Annotated in this window: 15 protein-coding genes; 8 read left to right on the top strand and 7 right to left on the bottom strand. The window is 57.2% G+C overall.

Annotation, left to right across the window (positions count from 1 at the left end; genetic code table 11):
- Window positions 1–135: 135 nt before the first annotated feature.
- The 3 genes from ACJO5Y_RS17770 (at window position 136) to ACJO5Y_RS17760 (ending at window position 2,886) form a co-directional block, all read left to right on the top strand.
- The gene (locus tag ACJO5Y_RS17770; protein ID WP_406989082.1) at window positions 136–672 is read left to right on the top strand and encodes a hypothetical protein; all 537 of its coding nucleotides are present in this window, start codon (window positions 136–138) and stop codon (window positions 670–672) included.
- A gap of 280 nt (window positions 673–952) precedes the next feature.
- Complete coding sequence (locus ACJO5Y_RS17765) at window positions 953–1,408, top strand: hypothetical protein (RefSeq protein WP_406989081.1); 456 nt, start codon at window positions 953–955, stop codon at window positions 1,406–1,408.
- Entirely contained in the window at window positions 1,408–2,886 is a 1,479-nt protein-coding gene (locus ACJO5Y_RS17760) for a hypothetical protein (protein WP_406989079.1), read from the top strand. The genes ACJO5Y_RS17765 and ACJO5Y_RS17760 overlap by 1 nt, the downstream gene beginning before the upstream one ends.
- Before the next feature lies 1 nt (window position 2,887).
- Here ACJO5Y_RS17760 and ACJO5Y_RS17755 read toward each other — a convergent pair whose 3' ends face one another.
- Genes ACJO5Y_RS17755 through ACJO5Y_RS17745 form a run of 3 tightly spaced genes read right to left on the bottom strand, consistent with a single transcriptional unit; the run spans window position 2,888 to window position 5,266 of the window.
- Window positions 2,888–3,607 carry a hypothetical protein gene (locus ACJO5Y_RS17755; RefSeq protein WP_406989078.1) on the bottom strand — a complete coding sequence of 240 codons (720 nt, stop codon included), beginning with the start codon at window positions 3,605–3,607 and terminating at the stop codon, window positions 2,888–2,890.
- 3 nt (window positions 3,608–3,610) lie between these two features.
- On the bottom strand, window positions 3,611–4,528 hold the full coding sequence (locus tag ACJO5Y_RS17750) for a hypothetical protein (RefSeq protein WP_406989076.1): 918 nt from the start codon (window positions 4,526–4,528) through the stop codon (window positions 3,611–3,613).
- Window positions 4,529–4,534: 6 nt separating this feature from the next.
- Window positions 4,535–5,266, bottom strand: coding sequence for a DUF1190 domain-containing protein (locus ACJO5Y_RS17745; RefSeq protein WP_406989075.1), 732 nt, complete (start codon window positions 5,264–5,266; stop codon window positions 4,535–4,537).
- Window positions 5,267–5,431: 165 nt separating this feature from the next.
- Here ACJO5Y_RS17745 and ACJO5Y_RS17740 point away from each other — a divergent pair, with 165 nt between their 5' ends.
- Entirely contained in the window at window positions 5,432–6,595 is a 1,164-nt protein-coding gene (locus ACJO5Y_RS17740; protein ID WP_406989074.1) for a glutathionylspermidine synthase family protein, read from the top strand.
- A gap of 81 nt (window positions 6,596–6,676) precedes the next feature.
- The gene (locus ACJO5Y_RS17735; RefSeq protein WP_406989072.1) at window positions 6,677–8,308 is read left to right on the top strand and encodes a hypothetical protein; all 1,632 of its coding nucleotides are present in this window, start codon (window positions 6,677–6,679) and stop codon (window positions 8,306–8,308) included.
- Between the two features lie 62 nt (window positions 8,309–8,370).
- On the opposite strand, the gene ACJO5Y_RS17730 is transcribed toward ACJO5Y_RS17735, so the two are convergent.
- The 4 genes from ACJO5Y_RS17730 to ACJO5Y_RS17715 form a co-directional block, all read right to left on the bottom strand.
- Window positions 8,371–9,465, bottom strand: coding sequence for a rhomboid family intramembrane serine protease (locus ACJO5Y_RS17730; RefSeq protein ID WP_406989070.1), 1,095 nt, complete (start codon window positions 9,463–9,465; stop codon window positions 8,371–8,373).
- Between the two features lie 63 nt (window positions 9,466–9,528).
- Complete coding sequence (locus ACJO5Y_RS17725; protein WP_406989069.1) at window positions 9,529–9,861, bottom strand: hypothetical protein; 333 nt, start codon at window positions 9,859–9,861, stop codon at window positions 9,529–9,531.
- A 46-nt stretch (window positions 9,862–9,907) separates the two neighbouring features.
- Window positions 9,908–10,603, bottom strand: a complete 696-nt coding sequence (locus ACJO5Y_RS17720; protein WP_406989068.1) for a PspA/IM30 family protein — start codon at window positions 10,601–10,603, stop codon at window positions 9,908–9,910.
- A gap of 14 nt (window positions 10,604–10,617) precedes the next feature.
- Window positions 10,618–11,022, bottom strand: a complete 405-nt coding sequence (locus ACJO5Y_RS17715) for a YjfI family protein (protein ID WP_406989067.1) — start codon at window positions 11,020–11,022, stop codon at window positions 10,618–10,620.
- A gap of 203 nt (window positions 11,023–11,225) precedes the next feature.
- Here ACJO5Y_RS17715 and ACJO5Y_RS17710 point away from each other — a divergent pair, with 203 nt between their 5' ends.
- The 3 genes from ACJO5Y_RS17710 to ACJO5Y_RS17700 all read left to right on the top strand — a co-directional run bounded on the left by ACJO5Y_RS17710 (window position 11,226) and on the right by ACJO5Y_RS17700 (window position 19,239).
- Window positions 11,226–11,852 carry a hypothetical protein gene (locus ACJO5Y_RS17710; RefSeq protein WP_406989066.1) on the top strand — a complete coding sequence of 209 codons (627 nt, stop codon included), beginning with the start codon at window positions 11,226–11,228 and terminating at the stop codon, window positions 11,850–11,852.
- A 43-nt stretch (window positions 11,853–11,895) separates the two neighbouring features.
- Window positions 11,896–13,899 (top strand): flotillin family protein, encoded by a 2,004-nt coding sequence (locus tag ACJO5Y_RS17705; protein ID WP_406989065.1) that lies wholly within the window; start codon window positions 11,896–11,898, stop codon window positions 13,897–13,899.
- Between the two features lie 84 nt (window positions 13,900–13,983).
- On the top strand, window positions 13,984–19,239 hold the full coding sequence (locus tag ACJO5Y_RS17700; RefSeq protein WP_406989064.1) for a DNA repair ATPase: 5,256 nt from the start codon (window positions 13,984–13,986) through the stop codon (window positions 19,237–19,239).
- Window positions 19,240–19,245 lie beyond the last annotated feature (6 nt).

The raw sequence follows: 19,245 nt of genomic DNA, 5'->3' as shown, positions 1-19,245 counted from the left end.
CATGACTGTCGCCCGAAAGGGTCCGTTGTCTCAGTGGCAGATACGGCGCCAGTCAACACAACAGCGGAAGCGAGGCGGGGCGACTCAGGGTAGCGCCCTACTGTAGTAGGTTTGTGGGGTTGAGGAGTAAATTGAATGGAGTCAATGTATAAGGATATGCCGGTCATCAGGACCCGAGTCTACCTGAAAGATAAGCCTTCAATTTACGTGACGGGCGTGATGTTTCTCGGGGTGGCAGGTTTGGCCGGTTACTTAATGTATGAGGATACATCCTTTGTTTTTGCAATGGGGTTTATGCTATTCGCGGGTCTATTCCTTTTCAGTATCTGGTATCGCGATTTTAAAGTTCGCAACAATGTTATTGAGATCACCCCGCAATTCCTGAGAATTGACGACTGTGAATTCAAAGAGATTCCGTGGTCGGACATTTCCCACTTTGAAGTCGTTGATCACTTCAGCACGCGCCTTGGCCGCTTTGTGCATCTTGTTATCTATGCGAAAAACAATGATAAGTACATTAGTGCGAAACGGGGGCGTTTCTTCAGTCGGCAACGGGCTGATGGCGGCATATTTGCCACAGATCTCTACAATTACGTCGAGGGCCACAAGAAGATTCGTAAGGATTTGTCTGATGCATTGGAAAATAGCCGTTTCATATCCTGGCCGGAATGAGCTTCATGAGTTTACAAAGAGCACCGTGAAATGCTGAGGCGAACATGATGAACCCCCTGATTCTTTGAAACATCATCTCGCGGATCAAACTCGAAGAGATTGATGACGCAATGAAGTGCAGACTGTCGGAGATAGAGTGCAACCGGACCACAGCCCGAGGGTAGCCACCACGATAATTTCGAGAGATAATAGTCGCGTGCCAGTGAGCGCGGCCAGCATGGCCGCAGATTTCCGCTCTCAGGAACAGTAGAAACACAAGGAAGACAACAGGAGTAAAGGAATGGAATCCCCCTCTAAGCGTCAGCTCACAATAGCTGACCTGCCTTATCGTATTAAAGATTTCCCTCTCATCGAAAAGCTGGAATCCCGCCAGAAAGTCGGTGGTTTTTTTAATGTTGTTGGCATTGTCATTGCGATCATCGGTGGGCTGATCATGATCGGCGGGCCGAGCTCTATCCGGGTCGGTTTGGGTGGGCCCTCATTCGGTGAAATTCTACTGCTTAACCCGGGTCTGGTGGTTTCAATGGGGGTGCTTCTGATGTTTATCGGCAGCCAGATTGTGCCTCCGGTGATTCAGGAAATCGACACTTTTATCGCGGACAACTTCACCCTGGTTGATGATGAAGGCAACCCTTCGCTAGAGGGCGTGATTCATGGCCAGATCGAGGATGAAGGCCATTTGAAGTTGGTTTTCGTGCCCACTTCTGACAAACCACTGGTAGAGCAGGGTGTGTGATGGCGGGGCCGGATGTTGCAGGGCTTCGCAAAGCTCTGGATGAGAATGACAAGAAGCACTTGTTGGGCGTTTGGGCCGAGCAGCCCTTTTTTGCGTTGTTTTGCCCGGACCAAGACGGTGTTGAGCGGCCAATTTCGGTACTCTTTGGCGATGAAGTTGCCCTTCTTATAAGCCTGACCGAGGACCAGGCGACGAACCTGATTTCGTCGGTTGATTCAGGGGATTTCGGCAAGCCCACCGTGAAAGCAGTTCCACTTTGGGAGCTGGCCCGCCTGGCCTATTCGGATGGTGGCACACTGGCCCTGGTCAGTGAAAGCATACTGTTTCAGCGGTCAACACTATTGCTGCTTGGTTATACCGTTCTGCTAGAAAGCGGGAAGGGCGAACCGACTTATTGCCGCATTAAAACCATCTCTCTGGAAGGCGAGGCGGGTGTGGATATGGCGCCTGGCTGCGTCCAGCAATGGTCTTTCACATCCGGCACCAAAGTGGACAAAGCTCCCAGACTGATATTCGACGATTCTCTGGATTGGCATCAGAATCCATACCTGCCAAGGCTGCCGGGAGAGGCCGAACCCGCGTCGACCCTGTCTGCGCAGGAACGTGCTGTTTTTGATAGTAGGGCAAGACCAAGCTTCAAGAACGTCTCTCCGCCAAAGAAAACCGCTAATGTTGGCGATGGCAGGGAGCCCGCAACCAATCAGGCGCTGCCAGACGAATACCTCAGCGGCCCAACGCAGATTTATTCGCTGGTGGAAGAGTACCTGTTCCCGGTTGCCAAGCGGCTCAAGCTTGAGGTTCGGCCAATCGGTACGGATCTGACCCAGTTTGATATTCAGTACCTTGATGAGGCCTACACGATTAACGGCATCAGAATTACGCCCGTCAGCCTCTATAAGGAATCCATCCGTATCGATCAGTTGGGTGATCTGCCCTGCCAGCTTCCTTCTGCACCAGGCCTCCATCCGGTTCCCGGAGCATTGAAAGGCCAGTTCAAGCGCTATCTTGCCTGGGGAATGTTTGCTGAATCCCTACGATTTGACGGCAGCTTCAATTTTCTTGGCGGCCAGCTAAGAAACCTTCTCTGTGCCACACCGGACAATGGAGACACTCCGTTTTTCTGTAATCCCGAAGATCGTCGTTTCCCCTATCTGGCTCGCTTCAATTGCGCCGGAAAGGCGGTTCCTGTCATGGTTCTCGGCGCTCAGGGCGATCACTATGTCTGCAACCCTCTCGAATGCGCGGAGATTCCAGAAGAGCAGGTTCCGGTCGACATGCCCCGGCGTGAGGATCTGATTGTTAATGGCTTTATGAGGTTGTGGGAGCTTTCCGGTTCTGTTCTGTTGCCAACTGATTATCTGGACTGCCCGGAGCGTTTGTACAAAGGTGTGCATCTTTCGGCCCGATACATGTTGTCTGATGCCAGGACTGAAATTGCCATGCTGAGCCACGCCCTGAAGGGTGGGAGAGCGGCCTGAGTCAGGCATTCAAGCGGTAGTCACGGCGCTCGAGCAGCCAGCTAACGGTCTGGGAGATTGCCCAGGCCGCCAGCAGGTATAGTTGGCAGGCAAAGAATAAGCCCCCGGTGCTGCTGACAAAGTGAATAATCGCCAGCGGGATGTTGATGAACACAAACAGCGCCATCAGCGAGCCGTCTTTGGCTTTTGTCGTGAAGTGTTCTTTGAGGCTGAGGGGCTGCCATTCGGGAATGTCGTTCGCCTCTTCCGGCTCCAGTTCCGAAACGGTTCTGGTGTCAGCTTCCAGGTGCCAGCCGGAATCCAGTGGCTCTTTCAGTTCCAGTGCATCGCCTTCGGCCCGTTGACGCAGTTCCAGTGCCAGCGATGTAGTCTGGCCGGAGTTCAGGTGGGTAATGGTGCGTTGAGCAAGGTCGACGTTGTACATGTGTCGCCCCGTGCCGGCAATCAGGGTGACAAGGGTCAGCATAAGCCAGGCTGCGGACCAAATGGCCAGAATCAGCAGCAGGTTGTTCTCTCCCCAGGCGGTAAAGGTGAAAGGCACCACGAACCCGTAACAAAGCACGGCAAACACGGGAAACCAGATAACCAGAAGGCTGGTGATGGCGCTGCTGTTCCCGGTCAGCAGGAACTGTGCGGTGTTATTCTGGCCATCCGGTACACGTTTCAGTGTGTTCAATGGGGTAGCCGCCTGGAGTGACGTTTCGGCAATGTCAGTTGTCATGATTTACAGATTCCTTTCAACAGGCAAAAACACCAGATTGTAATGTTGCCCGGAGCTGAGAAGTTGCGCGTCCTTGTGCATCTCGTCCGGCGCGGTGTCTGAAAGTGCGATGGCATACTGCGAATTTTTCGTGGCCAGGGTGTGGAGCAAAAACATTGGCGCACCGGGTGGTTTGTAGGGATCCCATGAGCGCGTTGCGGTAACCGGCCGGATCAGGCCCTGGGCAAAGGGGGGCAGGGCGTCTTTTTCGGAGATTTTCTCCAGCAGGTCGCTGGTGCCGGCAAGGGAACCTGATTGCAGCAACAGTTTGCCTTCACGGCGAAGCCCAACCACTGCGTCCGGCCAGGTCAGCTGGCGCCATTGCTCAAGTCCGGCGAGGGAGATGTGCTCCTCCGCCGGCATGTTCTCCCAGAAAGCCTTTAATTCGTCGATGCCAGACTCAGGCAGAAAAGTGAAGGCACGCTCATAAGGGCCGAGGGGATCGCCGTCATGCCAGATCGTTTTATATTCCACCTTTCGGGCAGAGTAACGGTTTAGGGAAGAGTCGACGGCCACGCCACGAATGGAGACGATCTGTCCGGTGTTCCAGCTGCCTTCGGTGTTTTCCCATGATGTCACTGTCTGAACGCCAACCACCTGGAAGCTAATGAGCTGGGGCGATACGCAGCGAACCAGAAACCGGGGAGAGGGGGCTGCCTGGGCCGGTATCGGGCGGCTGCATTGCTCTGATTTTATTCCGACGTCTTCGTGGGTGAGCGGTTCGTCTTCGTTGGGCATAAGCCAGCGCAAGGATTCAGGTGCTTCCGTAAGCGTCTGGTGCAGGTCTTCGGCAAGTTGCTCCGTTGAGGTTTCCGCCTGTGCAGGTGCTGTGACAAAGCAGCCAATAACCAGTATCAGGCGAAGGTAAGTGCGTGTATGCATGGGTGGTCAGCTCCTTGCGGCCTGCATGGTTTGCTTGGCAGTCGCCCCAAAGCCACCCCGCCGGGTTGTGCCGGTGTAGGTTTTGCCGGTATTGGCCGCCAGCTGTGTACGTGCCCGGGTAACGGGGCCGCGAAGGTTCTTGTTGCCAAGATACTGCCCGTTGGCTGCTACATAGTGCCAATAAAAGGGAACGTGACTGTGATGTGAGGCGTTATCGTTGTCGCCGGTGTTGTTCAGGGTGTGGTCGGAAATGCCATACACGGGTTGCAGCTGGCTTCCATCCAGTGATTCCGGCGCAGGTTGTTCGCCCTCATAGGTGCCATCAATCACAGACTGGTCAACCAGGAACGATGTATAGGGTGGCCGGTAGTAACCGTCCCCAGTGCTCTCGCAGGTGGACAGGCTCTCAGTGCTGCACCAGCCGCTCGCACAGGATTCTTCACCGGTGACATGGGCAAAATCTGCTTCACACTGATGTCGGGAGGTGTACCTGGGGGCCATTTCCGGGTGCCGGGATGCTGCTTCCGCGTCAAGGCTTTCACAGTAACCAGGGGCAGAGGAGAGTGCTGCCTGGCAGGCTTGCAGGTTCTGAAAAACACGCACGTCGGTGTGTAGTGGATCAAGGCCGAGCACGGCGAACGGCGTGGCGCCCATGAGTACCAGGGTGGCAGCCTGGGAGCGTTTCTGACGACGGGTGCGGGGTTGCAGGGCGGCGCTCATCTCTTCCTGAGTGGCCATGGAGTATCCTTCTCCTGAGTGCGATTTTTGGCAGAAATTTATAGCAAGTGACAGGAAAGGTCAATCCGGGCGATAGCGCGCCGCTTCCCTGATGGCGTGATTCTGGTTAGACTCCCGCGCTTTTGGTTTGTATCGGACTGACACGCTCAGGGAGAAGGAAGCTCCATGAAACGCATTCAGATTGCCCCCCGCCCGGACTGGTGTTCCCAGGCAGAATCCTTCGGATTTCATTTCCACACCCTGGAAGGGGAGCCCTACTGGGATGAAACCGCCTGCTATCAGTTCACCCTCCGGGAGATTGAGGAAGACATCGAAGCGCCGACAGAGGCTCTTCATGCCATGTGCCTTGACCTGGTGGCAGAGGTTGTCTCCAGTGAACGCCTGATGAGGCGACTGGCGATCCCTGAGAAAGCCTGGGATTTGATTGCCGACAGCTGGAAGTTTTCAGAGCCCTCGCTCTATGGCCGCATGGACTTTTCCTACGATGGCCAGGGTCCGGCAAAATTCTACGAATACAACGCCGATACGCCAACCTCACTTTACGAAACCGGCTTCTTTCAATGGCTTTGGCTGGAGCAGCAAATCGGACGGGGGCAGTTAGCGGCAGGGGCGGATCAGTTCAACCGCCTGCAGGAAGCCCTGATCGAGCGACTGGAAATGATTGGCCGCGCCGGGCAGCCGTTCCACCTTGCCTGTTGCCGGGACCACCCCGAGGATGCGGGCACCATCGAGTATCTCGCGGACTGCGCGGAGCAGGCCGGGCTCAAGCCTTCCACCCTGTTCGTTGATGAAATCGGCCTTGGCGCCGGCGAGCGCTTTATTGGTCTTGATGACGCCCCCATTGATCAGCTGTTCAAGCTCTACCCCTGGGAATGGATGTGGCAGGAGGCCTTTTCTGATCACGTTGCCACCGGCGGCGCCCAGTTCGTGGAACCTCCCTGGAAGCTGATCCTCTCCAACAAGGGCATCCTGCCGCTGTTATGGGAACGACACAAAGGCCACCCGAATCTTCTGCCCGCATGGTTTGAGGGAGACAAAGTCTGTGACCCGGCACCGGAGCGCTGGGTGCGCAAGCCTCTGTTCTCGAGAGAAGGCGCGAACATCTCGATTGAATCGGGAGCCGGCGTGGAAGCTCAGGTGGAGGGACCGTATGGGAGTGGGCCAACGATTCTCCAGAGCTGGTGCCCGCCTCCCCGATTTTCCGGGCATTACTGTCTGATCGGCAGCTGGGTGGTTGGCAGCGAAGCCGTTGGCATGGGAATCCGCGAAGATAACACGGCGATCACGCGGGATACCTCGCGGTTCGTGCCTCATTTCATTCTGGACTGAACGGAATGGTTGCCCCGGCCGATGATTTTTGGGTCCGGAGATTGTCCAAAACTGGTAAAACCTGAACAGGAGTATGAAACAGTGATCAGGGAAGATGGTGCTGTGCCGACGGGCTCGGAGTTCTTCGAGTTATTGAATCAAAAAGACTACCTCAAGCTCATCCGCGATTGGCGGGATGTCATTTTTCACACGGTATTCGTGAAGAAAAAAGACGGCCTGGAGTTGCCTATGTTGCTTGATCTCCAGGGCAATCAGGCGTTTCTGGCCAGCCCCGACCCGGTGGGCGTGAGAGCAGCTCTGGCGGATTTTGAGGCGCCGGAGGGGGCGGATGTCTTTATCAAGCCTGTACCGCTGGGAGAGCTGGCGAGAAACGCGTTTATGCTGGGAGCGTGGTTGTCGTGGCTCGGCGAAGAAATAGTCATGAATGAGTCGCTGATGAGCTTTCTTGGCATGAAAGCCGTTGGCAGGAATCACAGGGGCGTAGAGTGCCTTTATGAATCTCAGGTGCTCAACCTGCAGAAAACTGGCGGGGAAGGCGGTCCCGAAGTGATGAAGGCGCAGCAATGGCATCTCAGTACTATTTCTGATGGCGTCGTTTCCCGGGAACCGGAAGTCGCATACGTTTACGATGACGAGGTCAGCGTGTTGTTGGGTGCGGATACGACGCTGCTTAACCGCTCGAAAGGCCGTAGCCAGCTTTCCCAAGAGGAGCAGGCGCTGTTCGACTATTGGAACCAGCCAGTATACGACTTTTCCGCCCTGGCTGATTCGACGGTTGAAGAGAGCGGCCCGGAGCCGGAGGATTCCTATATCCCACGACCTTCCCTGATCAGTAACGAGCAACTGGACTCCTTCTTTGATCTTGAGCGAGCGGTTCACAATCAACTGATGCCAGTCAGTGACCGATTGGAACTGGAGGTGCTGGAAGGAAAGGCAATGTCAGAAAAGGATACATCCGGAGACGCGGATATCGAGTGGGTGGAATCTCGCGAGTACCGGATCCGTTTTATGGATCACTCGGACTGGTTGCTGCCATTGGGAGGGAGTGGCCTGCCAATGGAGGAGTTTTCCGAGCAGATTGCTCTGCCGTCTCAGCCAGGAAGCTACCCGATGCCGGAGAATCTCAAGTCCCGTCTGGTTCGCCATATTGCCTGGGTGCTGTTCTGGAAGGGCAGGGATCCCGGCAAGCCTTTTTCTCTGGTGCTTGGGCAGTTTTACCCGGCGATACCTTATCGCCCCGATAACCTGAAGCGTCTATTTGTTCCCGACTACGACAACCCTCATTTCCCGTTTCTGGCGAGTATGGCTTGTGGCCCCCACAAATTGCCGGTTCTTGTTCATGGTGAAGTACCGGAAGGCTACGTCTGTGAGTCTCTTGAAAAGTGGAAGGTCCCGGCCCGGGACTTGCCTCGCGGGATACCTGACCGGGATTCGTTGCTCATAAATGGGGTGTTGTCTTTTGGAACGATGTGCTCGTCGCTTGTTGTGCCCGTGGATGCGATTGAGTTTCCGGAAGCATGGTATCAGGGCGTTCGTACCTCCAATACCCAGCTCATTTCCGATTTCCGGTATTTCCTCAAGGCGAGGGCAGCAGGCGGCAAAATCAGCGGCAGTAAACCGGAGGCAAGCGATCCAGGTAGCATTGGAAAAGTTCTGATGGCTGGCCTTTCCTTCGTTGCGTTTATAGCGTTGTTGATTGTGATGACTGGCTGAGAAAGGCGGCGCTCATATTGGAGCGCCGCTTCTTACCCGGCAACCACCTGGCCTGTCTCTGGTCACCGTCGCAAAACCGCCTCCGGCTGATTCAGCATCGCTATCAGCGGATTCTTCCGGTGCACATAGTCTTTGAGTAAATACCCCAATAGCAGGCCCAGCGCGAACCCGCCAAGGTGTGCCGCCCAGGCAACACCGCCCTGGCCGGTAAACATGCCGAACAGGTTGATCAGGCTCCAGATCAGGAAGTACCAGTGGGGCGCCAGTTTCTTCTGGTACACCACGATCATGAACGTGAGGCTGGCATGGCGGAACCACATCAGGTAGAGGCCGAACAGTGCAGCGATGGAGCCGCTGGCGCCGACCAGCAGTAAAGGCCCCTGAGCGCTATCGAAAAACAGCAGTTCAGCCAGGGCGGCCATAACGCCGGCAAACAGGTACAGGGCGAGGAAGGCGCCATGGCCCAGGGCGTCCTCCAGGTTGTCACCGATGATCCAGAGGAAATACATATTGCCAGCCAAATGCATCAAGCCGCCATGGACAAACTGATAGGTGATCAGCTGCATCACGAAGTGGGTCGGTTCCTGGGTGTTCGAGTTCAGGCCGAGGTTTGTGAAAATCCACTCGTTGGCCGCTGGCGTGAGTATGCCGGCGAGATAAACCAGGCCGCAGATAACCAGCAAAGCGCGGGTCACCCAGGGAGTTCGGTGAGGCCGGATGTTGTATTCCACGGGCATTGCCGTGAAGAACTGGAACAGCCAGGATTTCCAGTTGACGCCTTTGTTCAGGTTGCCCAGCGCCTGCTTCAACCTCGGAGAGTGCATCACTTGATCCACTTCCGGTTTATCAAGCCATGCGCCGTCGCAGCGTGGGCAGCAGTCGATTTCGGTGGTGTAGTTTTCCAGTAGCTGGTAGTGAATCATCGGAACGTTGCAGCGGCGGCACAAGCGGTCGCTGTTGCGCAGGGCGGGGCCCAGGTGCTGTTCGTGATCGTATTCGTCAATGTCCGTGTGCTTATTGGCAATGGCCCGGTTGAGGGCGCCATCCTCAAACCACAGGCCGTGACAGTGCCGGCAATCGAGTATTGAAGGGTTGCTGGTTGCCACCAAACCATCGGTGGTGCAGGCGGGGCAGCGCTTATAATGTGTTCTGGGCATGACGTCCCTTTCCTGTGCTAATGCTTATCCCTGGTACATTGCCCTGGTCGGCCAGAGCCCAGATTATTTGTCCGGTTCGGTCAGGTAGGAACGGGCAAACGCCTGCAGCTCCTCCGCCACCCGCAGTCGAATGGCCGCCCGGTCCTCGGGCGCGAGATTATATTTCCGGGCCAGTACGTCAAAATCCTCATCCCGGAGGGTAACCGTCAGCCGTGGCCGGGCCCGGTTCTTTCGGTAGGGCAGCTGCAGGACTTTGCGCACCATGTCAGCGGTGTTCATGTCCTGCAGCGCCGCAGAAACGCGGAAGGCCCGCTGAATGTCGTTGGAGAGGTCGAAGGCCATTTGCATGGCCTGAACTGCACGTTCCTCTTTTGACCAGTCCCGTGTCTTTGCCATTGGCTTAGCCTGGGTATTGCGCCCCCTGTTCATGGGGGCGCCAAATTTACTGCGCCGGGTTACCTTTCAGGCGGGCAAGAACGTCGTTGACGGCGTCTTTCTCGCTGTCGATTCCGGCAGCTTTGAGCTTTTCATCCAGATCGGCGCCGGTGAGCTCTTTTTCGAGGCTGGCGCTGGCATTCTGGCGGTCTTCCTCCCGGGCCTGGCGATCACGGATGCGCTCCAGGGTTTCCTTGGCGGTGCTGAAGGAGGACTGGTTGCTGTTGATGTTGGTATCAATCTGGGCAGTGGTGCGCAACACCCGTTCATTGGTTTTGACCACCTGAAGTTCGCGGCGGTAGTCGGCCAGCTGTTTTTCTGCCCCTTTCACCCGCTCTTTCAGGCCGGTGATGCGCTGTTGCAGCCGTTCGCGAGTCTGGGTCAGTTCCGCTGCGCGACGCTCATGGCCGACGATTCGTTCAGCCACTTCCCGGGCCAGTTCTTCCTGGCCGGCGGCCAGGGCTTTGCGGGTGTCTTGCTCGCGCTTGCTGGCGCTGTCCAGTTCGGAGCGGATCTGCCGGGCCAGGGAGGCGGACTCCGCCATCAGGCTTGCCAGCTCCTGCTTGGCCTGCTTCAGTTCCTGTTCGGCGTCCCGCAGTTCCTGTTCCAGAATCCGGTTGCCCTGGCCATCTACAACAGCTTCGCCCAGTTCGTTAACACCACCGCGCATGGCGGTCAGAATTTTTTTCAGTACCGTTCTCATGTCTCACCCCTTACTCAAGCCAGATAGTCTTCAAATGTCTGTAACAGGTCGATGGCATTCTCGGCGAGCGTGACCAGTTCCTGCATGATTTCCGCTGTGCCTGAGGTCGGGCTCAGGGCGCCGTACACCACGTAATGGTCGCCGGTTTTGCCCAGAGCGCTCAGGGGCATGGGCACGCTGATTCTCAGCATGTTTTCATGCAGGTCATTCAGCTGCTCGGGGTTCAGTTCCTGTTTGTCAAAAAGATACGCGAGGCACAGAATCTGGGTATCGGTTACGGTAACGTATACGGGCGTTTCTTCGGCGCCGGAAACCGTGACCTGAAGCACCGGTTCATCACCGGCAACGGGTAAGACATCGAAGGTGCGGCCGGCATGGGTAGCATCACCCAGGGCCAGGGTGAGAGATTGGGTATCCACGAATTGCTCCTTCCTGTGGCATTGAATCGGTTCGGCCGATCCGGACGAACCTTGTCCTGTGGCTTGACATTTTATGTCAATGAGTCGAGTCTAAACCGCTCGATTAAATGTTTGCAAGAAATAGTTTGTTTGCGTTATAAACAACTTTCTTTTGACAAGAACTGTCAAATATTGGATTTACCGGAACGGATATCTGGTCGCGTATGGAAACATTCTTCGCAGTTGCGTTCTCCTTCCCCACGGCGGTTTTCTCCGTTCTTCTCTGTGTTGCCATTATCTATTGGCTGATTTCACTATCCGGTATGGGCGATGTGGATGCCGAGGGCGATATCGATGCGTCGGGTGATTTCAGCGGCCTCATGGTGACCTTGGGGCTGCAGGGAGTTCCCCTGCCGCTGGTGCTCACACTGCTGTTCCTGATCAGTTGGCTGACCAGTTATTTTATTGACCTGGCGTTCGGGGCGCTGGTACCCGCAGGTCTGCTGCATTGGCTCTATGCGCTGGCCATCATTGCTGTCGCCCTGGTGGTTGGAGTGCTGGGCACCTCCCTTCTGGTACGTCCGCTTCGACCGCTGTTCCGCCGCGCCTATCGGCAGCCCCTGCAGAAACGAATTATCGGTACGCCCTGTGTGGTGATCTCATCCACGGTCACTGAAACGGCTGGCCGTGCGGACGCCATCCTTGATGGCGCTCACCTGGTGCTGCAGGTACGTAGCCATACGCCGCTATCCCATCGGGAACGGGCGGTGCTGATCGAACATATTCCGGATAACAACGCATGGTGGGTGGTGTCGGAATCCGAATTTCTGTCCACCGAATCCGCCGGATAACCCCGCGCTTACTTCCTATTAATCAATGCAGGAGAACGACTAAATGGATTTATCTTGGATTATGCCGGCAATAACCGCCGTCGGTGTCTTGGTTCTGCTCATACTGGGTATCCTTACCCTGTTCAAGGCGTTCTACCGGAAGGTGGACCAGGGGCAGGCGTTGATCGTCAACGATCTGTCGCCCACGCCAAAGGTGTACTTCACCGGTGCCATGGTACTGCCGGTTATTCACCGATCCGAAACCATGAAGATTTCGGTGATCACCCTGGAGCTGAACCGTACCGGCAAAGAAGGGCTGATCTGTAAGGACAACCTGCGTGCGGACATCACCGTTGCCTTCTACCTGCGAGTGAATGAAACGGCGGAAGACGTGCTTCGGGTCGCCAAGTCGGTGGGCGTTGGCCGGGCTTCAGACCGGGAAGCGGTCAACCAGTTGTTCAATGCCAAGTTCAGCGAAGCGCTCAAGACGGTTGGTAAGAAGCTGGAGTTCATGCAGCTCTTTGAAGAGCGCCAGCGATTCCGGGATTCCATTGTCGAAACCATTGGTGAGGATCTCAACGGCTACGTGCTTGAAGACGTTGCCATTGATTACCTGGAGCAGACCCCGAAAACCTCCCTGGACCCGAACAACATTCTGGACTCCGAGGGCATCAAGCGGATTACTGAAATCACCGCGACGCATAACGTGGAGACCAACCGCCTGGAGCGTGACCAGGAGCTGGAAATCCAGCGTAAGAACGTGTCCGCCCGTGAGGCGTCACTGGAGCTTGAGCGCAGCCAGTCCGATGCGGAAGCCCGTCAGCGACGTGAGATTGAAACCCTGCAGGCCCGGGAAACGTCCGAAACCGAACAGGTACGCGAGCAGGAACGTGCCCGTGCGGAGGCGGCTCGCATCAAGACGGATGAAGAGCTGGCCATTGCGGACGAGAACAAGCAACGCCAGATTGAAATGGCCATGAAGGCCCGTGAGCGGGCGGTTCAGATTGAGGAAGTGCGGATTCGCCAGGCCCGTGAGCTGGAGGACGTAAATCGCGAACGCGCCGTGGAAATTGAACGTATCGGCATGGAGAAAGCGCTGGAAGAAGAGCGTAAGGAAATTGCCGACATTACCAGCCAGCGTATTGCCGTTGAGCGCAACGTGGCGGAAGAGGAAGAGAACATCAAGGATGTTCGCAACCAGTCTGAAGCGGATCGCCTGAAGGTCAAGAAGGTCGTTGCTGCCGAGGCGGAAGCGGAAGAGCTGAAATTGATGGATGTGAAGGCCGCCGAAGCGGCGTTCGAACGCTCCAAGTTGGAAGCCGAGCAGGTTCGCGTGAAGTCCCAGGCTGACCTGGATGCCGCCGAGAAGAAATCGGTGGCGGATGAGAAACTGGCCCGTGGTCGTCAGGCCATGGCTGCGGCCGATGGTCTTGCGGAAGCGCAGGTCAAGGAAGCCCAGGCGTCGGCTATCCGAGCTGACGGTCTGGCCCATGCCGAGGTCAAGTCTGCGACTGCCAAGGCGGATGAAGAAGCGGGTATGGCCGAGGTCCGCGTACTGGAACAGCGGCTTGAAACCGAAGCCATGGGTGAAGAGAAGCTGGGTGTTGCCAAGGCTGATGCCCGCAAGGCGATGGTGCTGGCCGATGCCGAAGGCGAGCAGCGTATGGGCCACGCCCGTGCCGACGCCCGCGAGGCGATGGCCAAGGCGGAAGCAGCAGGCCTGGTAGAGAAGCTGAAAGCCTACGACGTCATGTCTGAGGAATCACGCCACTTCGAAGAGTTCCGCATGAACCTGGAAGTTCATGAGAAGGAAGTGATGGCTCAGATCGAGGCCCAGAAAGCCGGAATGCTGGAGAATGGCCGGGTGATGGCGGCAGCTCTCAAGGATGCCAAGTTCGAGATGATTGGCGGCGATGGCGGCATTTTCGAGAAGTTTGCCCAGGGTCTTGGCTACGGCAAGAGTGTTCAGGGGGTGTTGGACAAGTCTCCCTCCCTTCAGGCGGCCCTGTCGGGTCTCGCCGGGCGGGTGGCTGGTGACAAGGCCAACCGGAACTCTGAAACCGCCTAAAGCCTCCGGTATCGCCGGCGCCTGAAGGGGCGCTGGCGATACCTTTTTCCATTCAGGTTTTTCCTCAGTTCAGGATGATTGGGTATGTCGACGGATCGCACCGGCCTCGAGAGCATTGTTCAGGAAGGCTCGGCCTTTGAAACCATTCAGCGACGGCTGAAAGACCAGGGCGGACAGCTCCGGGAGCGGGTTTCGGAGCTGAACCAGGCTCGGGAAGAAATCTTTGGCAGCGCCGGTATGAGCGTGCTGGGCCGCGCCAGGGCAAGAACCGAAAGCAATGCGGTTGCACGGGATGTGGTGCGGCTGGGGAACAGGCTGCTGTTCGGTTTCAACCTGCAGCTGGGGCTTCGTAAAACCCTGGCGATCGAGGATGTCTTCAGGTTGTATCACCTGAACGATGGCGACAGCGGTTTCGAAATGACCGAAGCCGGCATTGACGGCTCCTTCCTGACCAACGACCGCTTTGTAACCGACTTCCGGGAACTGCAGCAGTACTACAACACAGCCACCCTGTCACAGCTGGTCATCCTCAATGGCATGCTGTTAATGGCATTCCGCATTGGTGACAAGCTGGACGACCTTCGGATATTCCGGTGGGAGCTGAAACCCGACGGCGAAGTGGGCCGGTATATCGACAACCGTGGCGAGCGGGACCTTACCTTTCCGGATCGTTTCAGCTTTCCCTGGAAAACCGTCGGTCGGGACAGCCAGGTTCAGGGGCGTTCACCGCACCTCAACATTGCCGACACCCTGTTTGTGGATAACCTGCGGGGCGACATCACCTTCAAAGTCGAGAACAATACCGCGACGGGCGAGGGTATCTATTCAGACCCGGTAACGTCCGATTCACAGTCCCTGGACGACGCCTCATTCGACTACGCCGATCTCGGTGAAATCCTGCTGGTCAGGATCCTGCCCTTCAACGAAGAACGCTGGCGTTACTACCTGTTCAACCGCGGCCAGCGCAAGATAGAGCGCGTGGATGCCATGGCCGGCTCGGTGGCTTCGCTGCCGGACAATCATGGCCTTATCTTCCCCTCCGGCTCGTACCTGACCACCGGTGAACTGAAAACCTTCCAGATTCCGGACGGAGATTTTCGCCTCAAGCGCACCCTGCGGGCGCCCAATGGCGAGGATATGCTCTACGTGTTTTACGAGCAGCTCACCGGGCAGGTCATCCTTTACCGTTATAACCTGATCCGCAAGCAGGTGGATGTGCCCCTCATCGGACACGGCTACGCGCTGTTCGAGAACGGTCATCTGGTGATCTTCAATGCGGACAACGAGCCCACCCTGGTGCACCCGCTGCAGGTGTGGGAAACCCCGTTTACGTCAGAAACCTTCCATGCCGAGGCCGGCGTCGCTAACGACTCGGAGCTGGCGCGAATCGGCAACCCGGAGCTGGTGCGTGGTATTGCCGAGCTCAATACGATCATTGGTCTGGTGGATTCGGGGAGTGCCAGTGAACGCCATTTTACTGGCCTGATCCGCACCATTGATCGTATTATCGACCAGTTTTTCTGGTTGACCGGGCGGCAGGAGGAGCCGCCATTTGCCGGGCTCCATCAGCAGCTGACCACCATTCGCGGTACGGCCGAACTGGTGCTGGACGAGTACGAAAAAGTCCAGAGCATCCGCGCCCAGACCGAAGCCGCCATCAAAGAGGTGGCGGATGAGCAGGGCGCCTTGATGAGGGACCTGAAACCCGATAGCTGGAAAGCCCCGGATCAGTTCGTCAGCTTCCTGGCCCGCCTGCGGGAACATCGGGGCCGGGTCCGCACCCTGAACGACCGTCGCTATGCCGACAAGGCCCGGATTGAAACGCTGGAGAGCGAGTTGTCCGAAGCGGAAGAGCGCCTGACCGAGCGCACCTTCCGCTTCCTGGCCTCGCCCGAGGCGTTGGATGGCTATCGTAAAACGTTGAACGAGCTTCAGACCGACCTGGCAGAAGCGGAGAACCGGGACAGCCTGGAGAAAATAGTCAAACGCTACCGGGAGCTGACTTCGGGCCTTGATATGATCCAGGGCATGCTGGCATCCATGGCCGGTGACGATGCGGCACTGGAAACCGCGATTACCGATAACATTTCCGGTATCTACGCCACCATCAACCAGCAGCGCTCGGAAGCGGAAATCCGCCTGAAAGAGCAGGGCAGCGCAGAGGCCCGGGCCCAGTTCGCCGCTCGTCTGCGGCTATTCGAGCAAAGCCTTGCCAATGGTGTCAGCGCCCTCACGGATGTACGGGAATGTGACGGGCTGATGACCCGAATGCTCGATCAGCTTCAGGAGTTGGAAAGCCAGTTTGGTGAGTACGATGAGTTCCTGGCCGCCATTCTGGAGCAGCGTGAAAACGCCCACGAAAGCATTGAAGCCCGCCGTCAGCAGTTGCAGGATCAGCAGCAGCGCCGGATCACCACCTTGACGGATGCAGCCGAACGCATCCTGAAGAACGTCGGTCGCCGTACCGAGCGTTTTTCCAGCCCGGAGGAGTTACACGCCTTTTTTGCCTCGGACGCCATGGTGGCCCGGTTGCGCAGCATGGCCAAGGAGCTCCGTGAACTGGGGGCGGCCATGGAGGCGGACGATTGTCTGGGCCAGTTGAAGGCCGCCCAGGACACCGCTCTTCGCAGTGTTCGGGATAAGGCGGATATCTTCGAGGATGGCGGTGCCGTTATCCGCCTGGGCAAGCACAAGTTCAGCGTCAACCAGCAGGAGCTGGACCTCACCCTGATCCCCCGGGATGACCATGTGCTGCTGCACCTGACCGGTACCCAGTATAACGAGCGGCTGGACGAGCCAGAGCTGGACCGCCTGCGGGGCTACTGGAACATGAGTCAGCCGTCGGAATCCGACAAGGTTTACCGGGGCGAATACCTGGCGGCGCTGGTGATCGAAGAGTTCCAGAAAGCACCCGATCTGCCGGTGAATGTGGCCGATCTGGAAGAGCTGACCGGCCACATTCGCGCGTTTGCCTCACCCCGTTATCGGGAGGGGTACGAAAAGGGCATCCACGATCACGATGCGGCGTTGATTGTCAGTACCCTCTGGCCGGCCATCCAGAGTGCAGGCCTGCTCCGGTTCAGTCCCCGGGCCCGGGCTTTGGCGATGTTGTTCTGGGCCAGGTTGAGTCAGCAGGAGGAGTTTGCGCAGCAAGTTCGGGCCCGTTGCCTGTCGGCCGGTATTCTCAGCCGCCTGATGCAATCGAATGAACTGCTGCAATCCCTGGAACAGGAGCTTGGTCCCAGGCTTTCCGGATTCGTGGAAGAGCACGGCCTGTTGCTGGCGGACAAGGGCAGTGCCGAGCGCACGTTGATCGACTCCGCTGCCCAGTACCTTGTGCGGCAACTGGCGGAAGAAACCGATGCCTTTGAGATTACCCGTTATGCCAGTGAACTGGCCTCCGGTTTCAGCGAAGCCCTGAAACGGGACAACCAGTTCGCCCAGTACCAGGATGCCCTGAGGGTGGTGGCAGACCAGCCCGCAGCGCGTTGGACCATCACCAGCCACTGGCTGAAGGCCTGGATGAGCAAAGCAGACCAGCAACACCTTCTGCACTACCTGCCGGAAGTGGTGGCGATACTGAACGTGGGTGAGGCCCTGAAAACCAGTGTGCGTAGCGTGGAGCTGGCGTTCCATGTGGGGGGGCTGCTTGGTCAGCATTCCCGAATTGAAGAACGCACACTCAGCCTGCAACTGGATGAGTTTGATGAACGCCTGCGCTATCACCGTCAGGAAATCATTCCTGGCTGGCAGCAATTGCAGGAGGTTCGCCACACGGTACTGGAGCGTTGGCGCGACCAGCTTCGTCTGGAGGAATTCCGCCCAAGGCCGCTGTCTTCTTTCGTGCGCAACAAACTGATCAGCGAGAGTTACCTGCCCATCATCGGTGACAACCTGGCCAAGCAGATGGGCACCGCCGGCGAAGACCGCCGAACCGACCAGTCCGGCCTGCTGATGATGATCTCGCCGCCCGGTTACGGTAAGACCACCCTGATGGAATACGTGGCCAACCGCCTGGGCCTGATCTTCATGAAGATCAATTGCCCGAGCCTGGGGCACGATGTTACGTCTCTTGATCCGGAGAAGGCGCCGCATTCCACCGCCGAGGCAGAGCTGATCAAGCTGAACCTGGCGCTGGAAATGGGCAATAACGTGATGCTGTATCTCGACGATATTCAGCACACCCATCCGGAATTCCTGCAGAAATTCATCTCTCTGTGTGACGGCACCCGGCGCATTGAAGGCGTATGGCGTGGCCGCACCCGCACCTACGACATGCGGGGCAAACGCTTCTGCGTGGTCATGGCCGGTAACCCCTACACCGAGAGTGGTGAGGTGTTTAAAGTGCCGGACATGCTGTCCAACCGGGCGGATATCTACAACCTGGGGGATGTGTTGTCAGGCATGGAACATGCCTTTGCCCTGTCGTACATTGAAAACAGCCTGAGCTCCAACCCGGTGCTTGCGCCGCTGGCCACCCGGGGCATGGCGGACTTCTACCGGTTCGCGGATCTGGCCGAAGGCAAAGCCGTGGCGGATTCGGACTTCGAGTACGATTACAGTGCGGCCGAGCGGGATGAAATCGTTTCCCTGCTCCAGAAAATGATCCGGGTGCGGGAGACCGTGCTCCGGGTAAACCAGGCTTACATCGCCTCCAGTGCCCAGGCGGAAGCCTACCGCACCGAGCCGACCTTCAAACTGCAGGGCAGTTACCGCAACATGAACAAGCTGGCGGAGAAGCTCTCGCCGGTCATGAGTGATGCTGAACTCGAAGCTCTGATTGACGATCACTACCAGGGCGAAGCCCAGTTGCTGACCCAGGGCGCCGAGGAGAACCTGCTCAAACTGAAGCAGATGCGCGGCACTCAGACTGATGCCGAAGCGGCCCGCTGGCAGGCGATCTGTGAGGAATACCGCCGCCGTCAGGCGGCCGGTGGCGATGAGGAAACGGGGGTGAAGGTGGTACGGCAGCTTGGCCTCATTGCCGAGCACATGCAGCAGTTGGCACAGCAGCTGGTTGCGGGCGCGGATAACCGCGAGGAACAGACGCCAGATATCGAGAAGGCTTTGAGCCAACTGTCGCGATCCCTGGAAACCGGTCTGACCGAAGGCTTGCAATCAGTCCAGCTTAACCCCGCCGTTACCGTTAACCTGGACAGCCCACCGCAGGTAGGCGATGCCCTGATGGCCTTTGCACGGATCTTTGAACAATCTGTCGTACCCCTGGTGAAAACCATGGATGGCAAGCTGAATCTGGACCTGAAAACCCAGAATGAAATGAGCCGTGTGTTACGAGTGGTTCGAGAGTTGCAGGAGCAGCTATTGCCTGACAATGGTTAAAAAAGG

Origin of the sequence: Marinobacter alkalisoli (genome assembly GCF_045449855.1) — a bacterium.
In the GTDB taxonomy this organism is placed as follows: domain Bacteria; phylum Pseudomonadota; class Gammaproteobacteria; order Pseudomonadales; family Oleiphilaceae; genus Marinobacter.
The sequence above is the reverse complement of the archived record's forward strand: the minus strand, read 5'-3'. Positions and strand labels throughout refer to the sequence as shown.

Coding starts and splice junctions, on each gene's coding strand:
- ACJO5Y_RS17770 (WP_406989082.1), top strand. CDS start 136: ATGGAGTCAATGTATAAGGATATGCCGGTCATCAGGACCCGAGTCTAC.
- ACJO5Y_RS17765 (WP_406989081.1), top strand. CDS start 953: ATGGAATCCCCCTCTAAGCGTCAGCTCACAATAGCTGACCTGCCTTAT.
- ACJO5Y_RS17760 (WP_406989079.1), top strand. CDS start 1,408: ATGGCGGGGCCGGATGTTGCAGGGCTTCGCAAAGCTCTGGATGAGAAT.
- ACJO5Y_RS17755 (WP_406989078.1), bottom strand. CDS start 3,607: ATGACAACTGACATTGCCGAAACGTCACTCCAGGCGGCTACCCCATTG.
- ACJO5Y_RS17750 (WP_406989076.1), bottom strand. CDS start 4,528: ATGCATACACGCACTTACCTTCGCCTGATACTGGTTATTGGCTGCTTT.
- ACJO5Y_RS17745 (WP_406989075.1), bottom strand. CDS start 5,266: ATGGCCACTCAGGAAGAGATGAGCGCCGCCCTGCAACCCCGCACCCGT.
- ACJO5Y_RS17740 (WP_406989074.1), top strand. CDS start 5,432: ATGAAACGCATTCAGATTGCCCCCCGCCCGGACTGGTGTTCCCAGGCA.
- ACJO5Y_RS17730 (WP_406989070.1), bottom strand. CDS start 9,465: ATGCCCAGAACACATTATAAGCGCTGCCCCGCCTGCACCACCGATGGT.
- ACJO5Y_RS17725 (WP_406989069.1), bottom strand. CDS start 9,861: ATGGCAAAGACACGGGACTGGTCAAAAGAGGAACGTGCAGTTCAGGCC.
- ACJO5Y_RS17720 (WP_406989068.1), bottom strand. CDS start 10,603: ATGAGAACGGTACTGAAAAAAATTCTGACCGCCATGCGCGGTGGTGTT.
- ACJO5Y_RS17710 (WP_406989066.1), top strand. CDS start 11,226: ATGGAAACATTCTTCGCAGTTGCGTTCTCCTTCCCCACGGCGGTTTTC.
- ACJO5Y_RS17705 (WP_406989065.1), top strand. CDS start 11,896: ATGGATTTATCTTGGATTATGCCGGCAATAACCGCCGTCGGTGTCTTG.
- ACJO5Y_RS17700 (WP_406989064.1), top strand. CDS start 13,984: ATGTCGACGGATCGCACCGGCCTCGAGAGCATTGTTCAGGAAGGCTCG.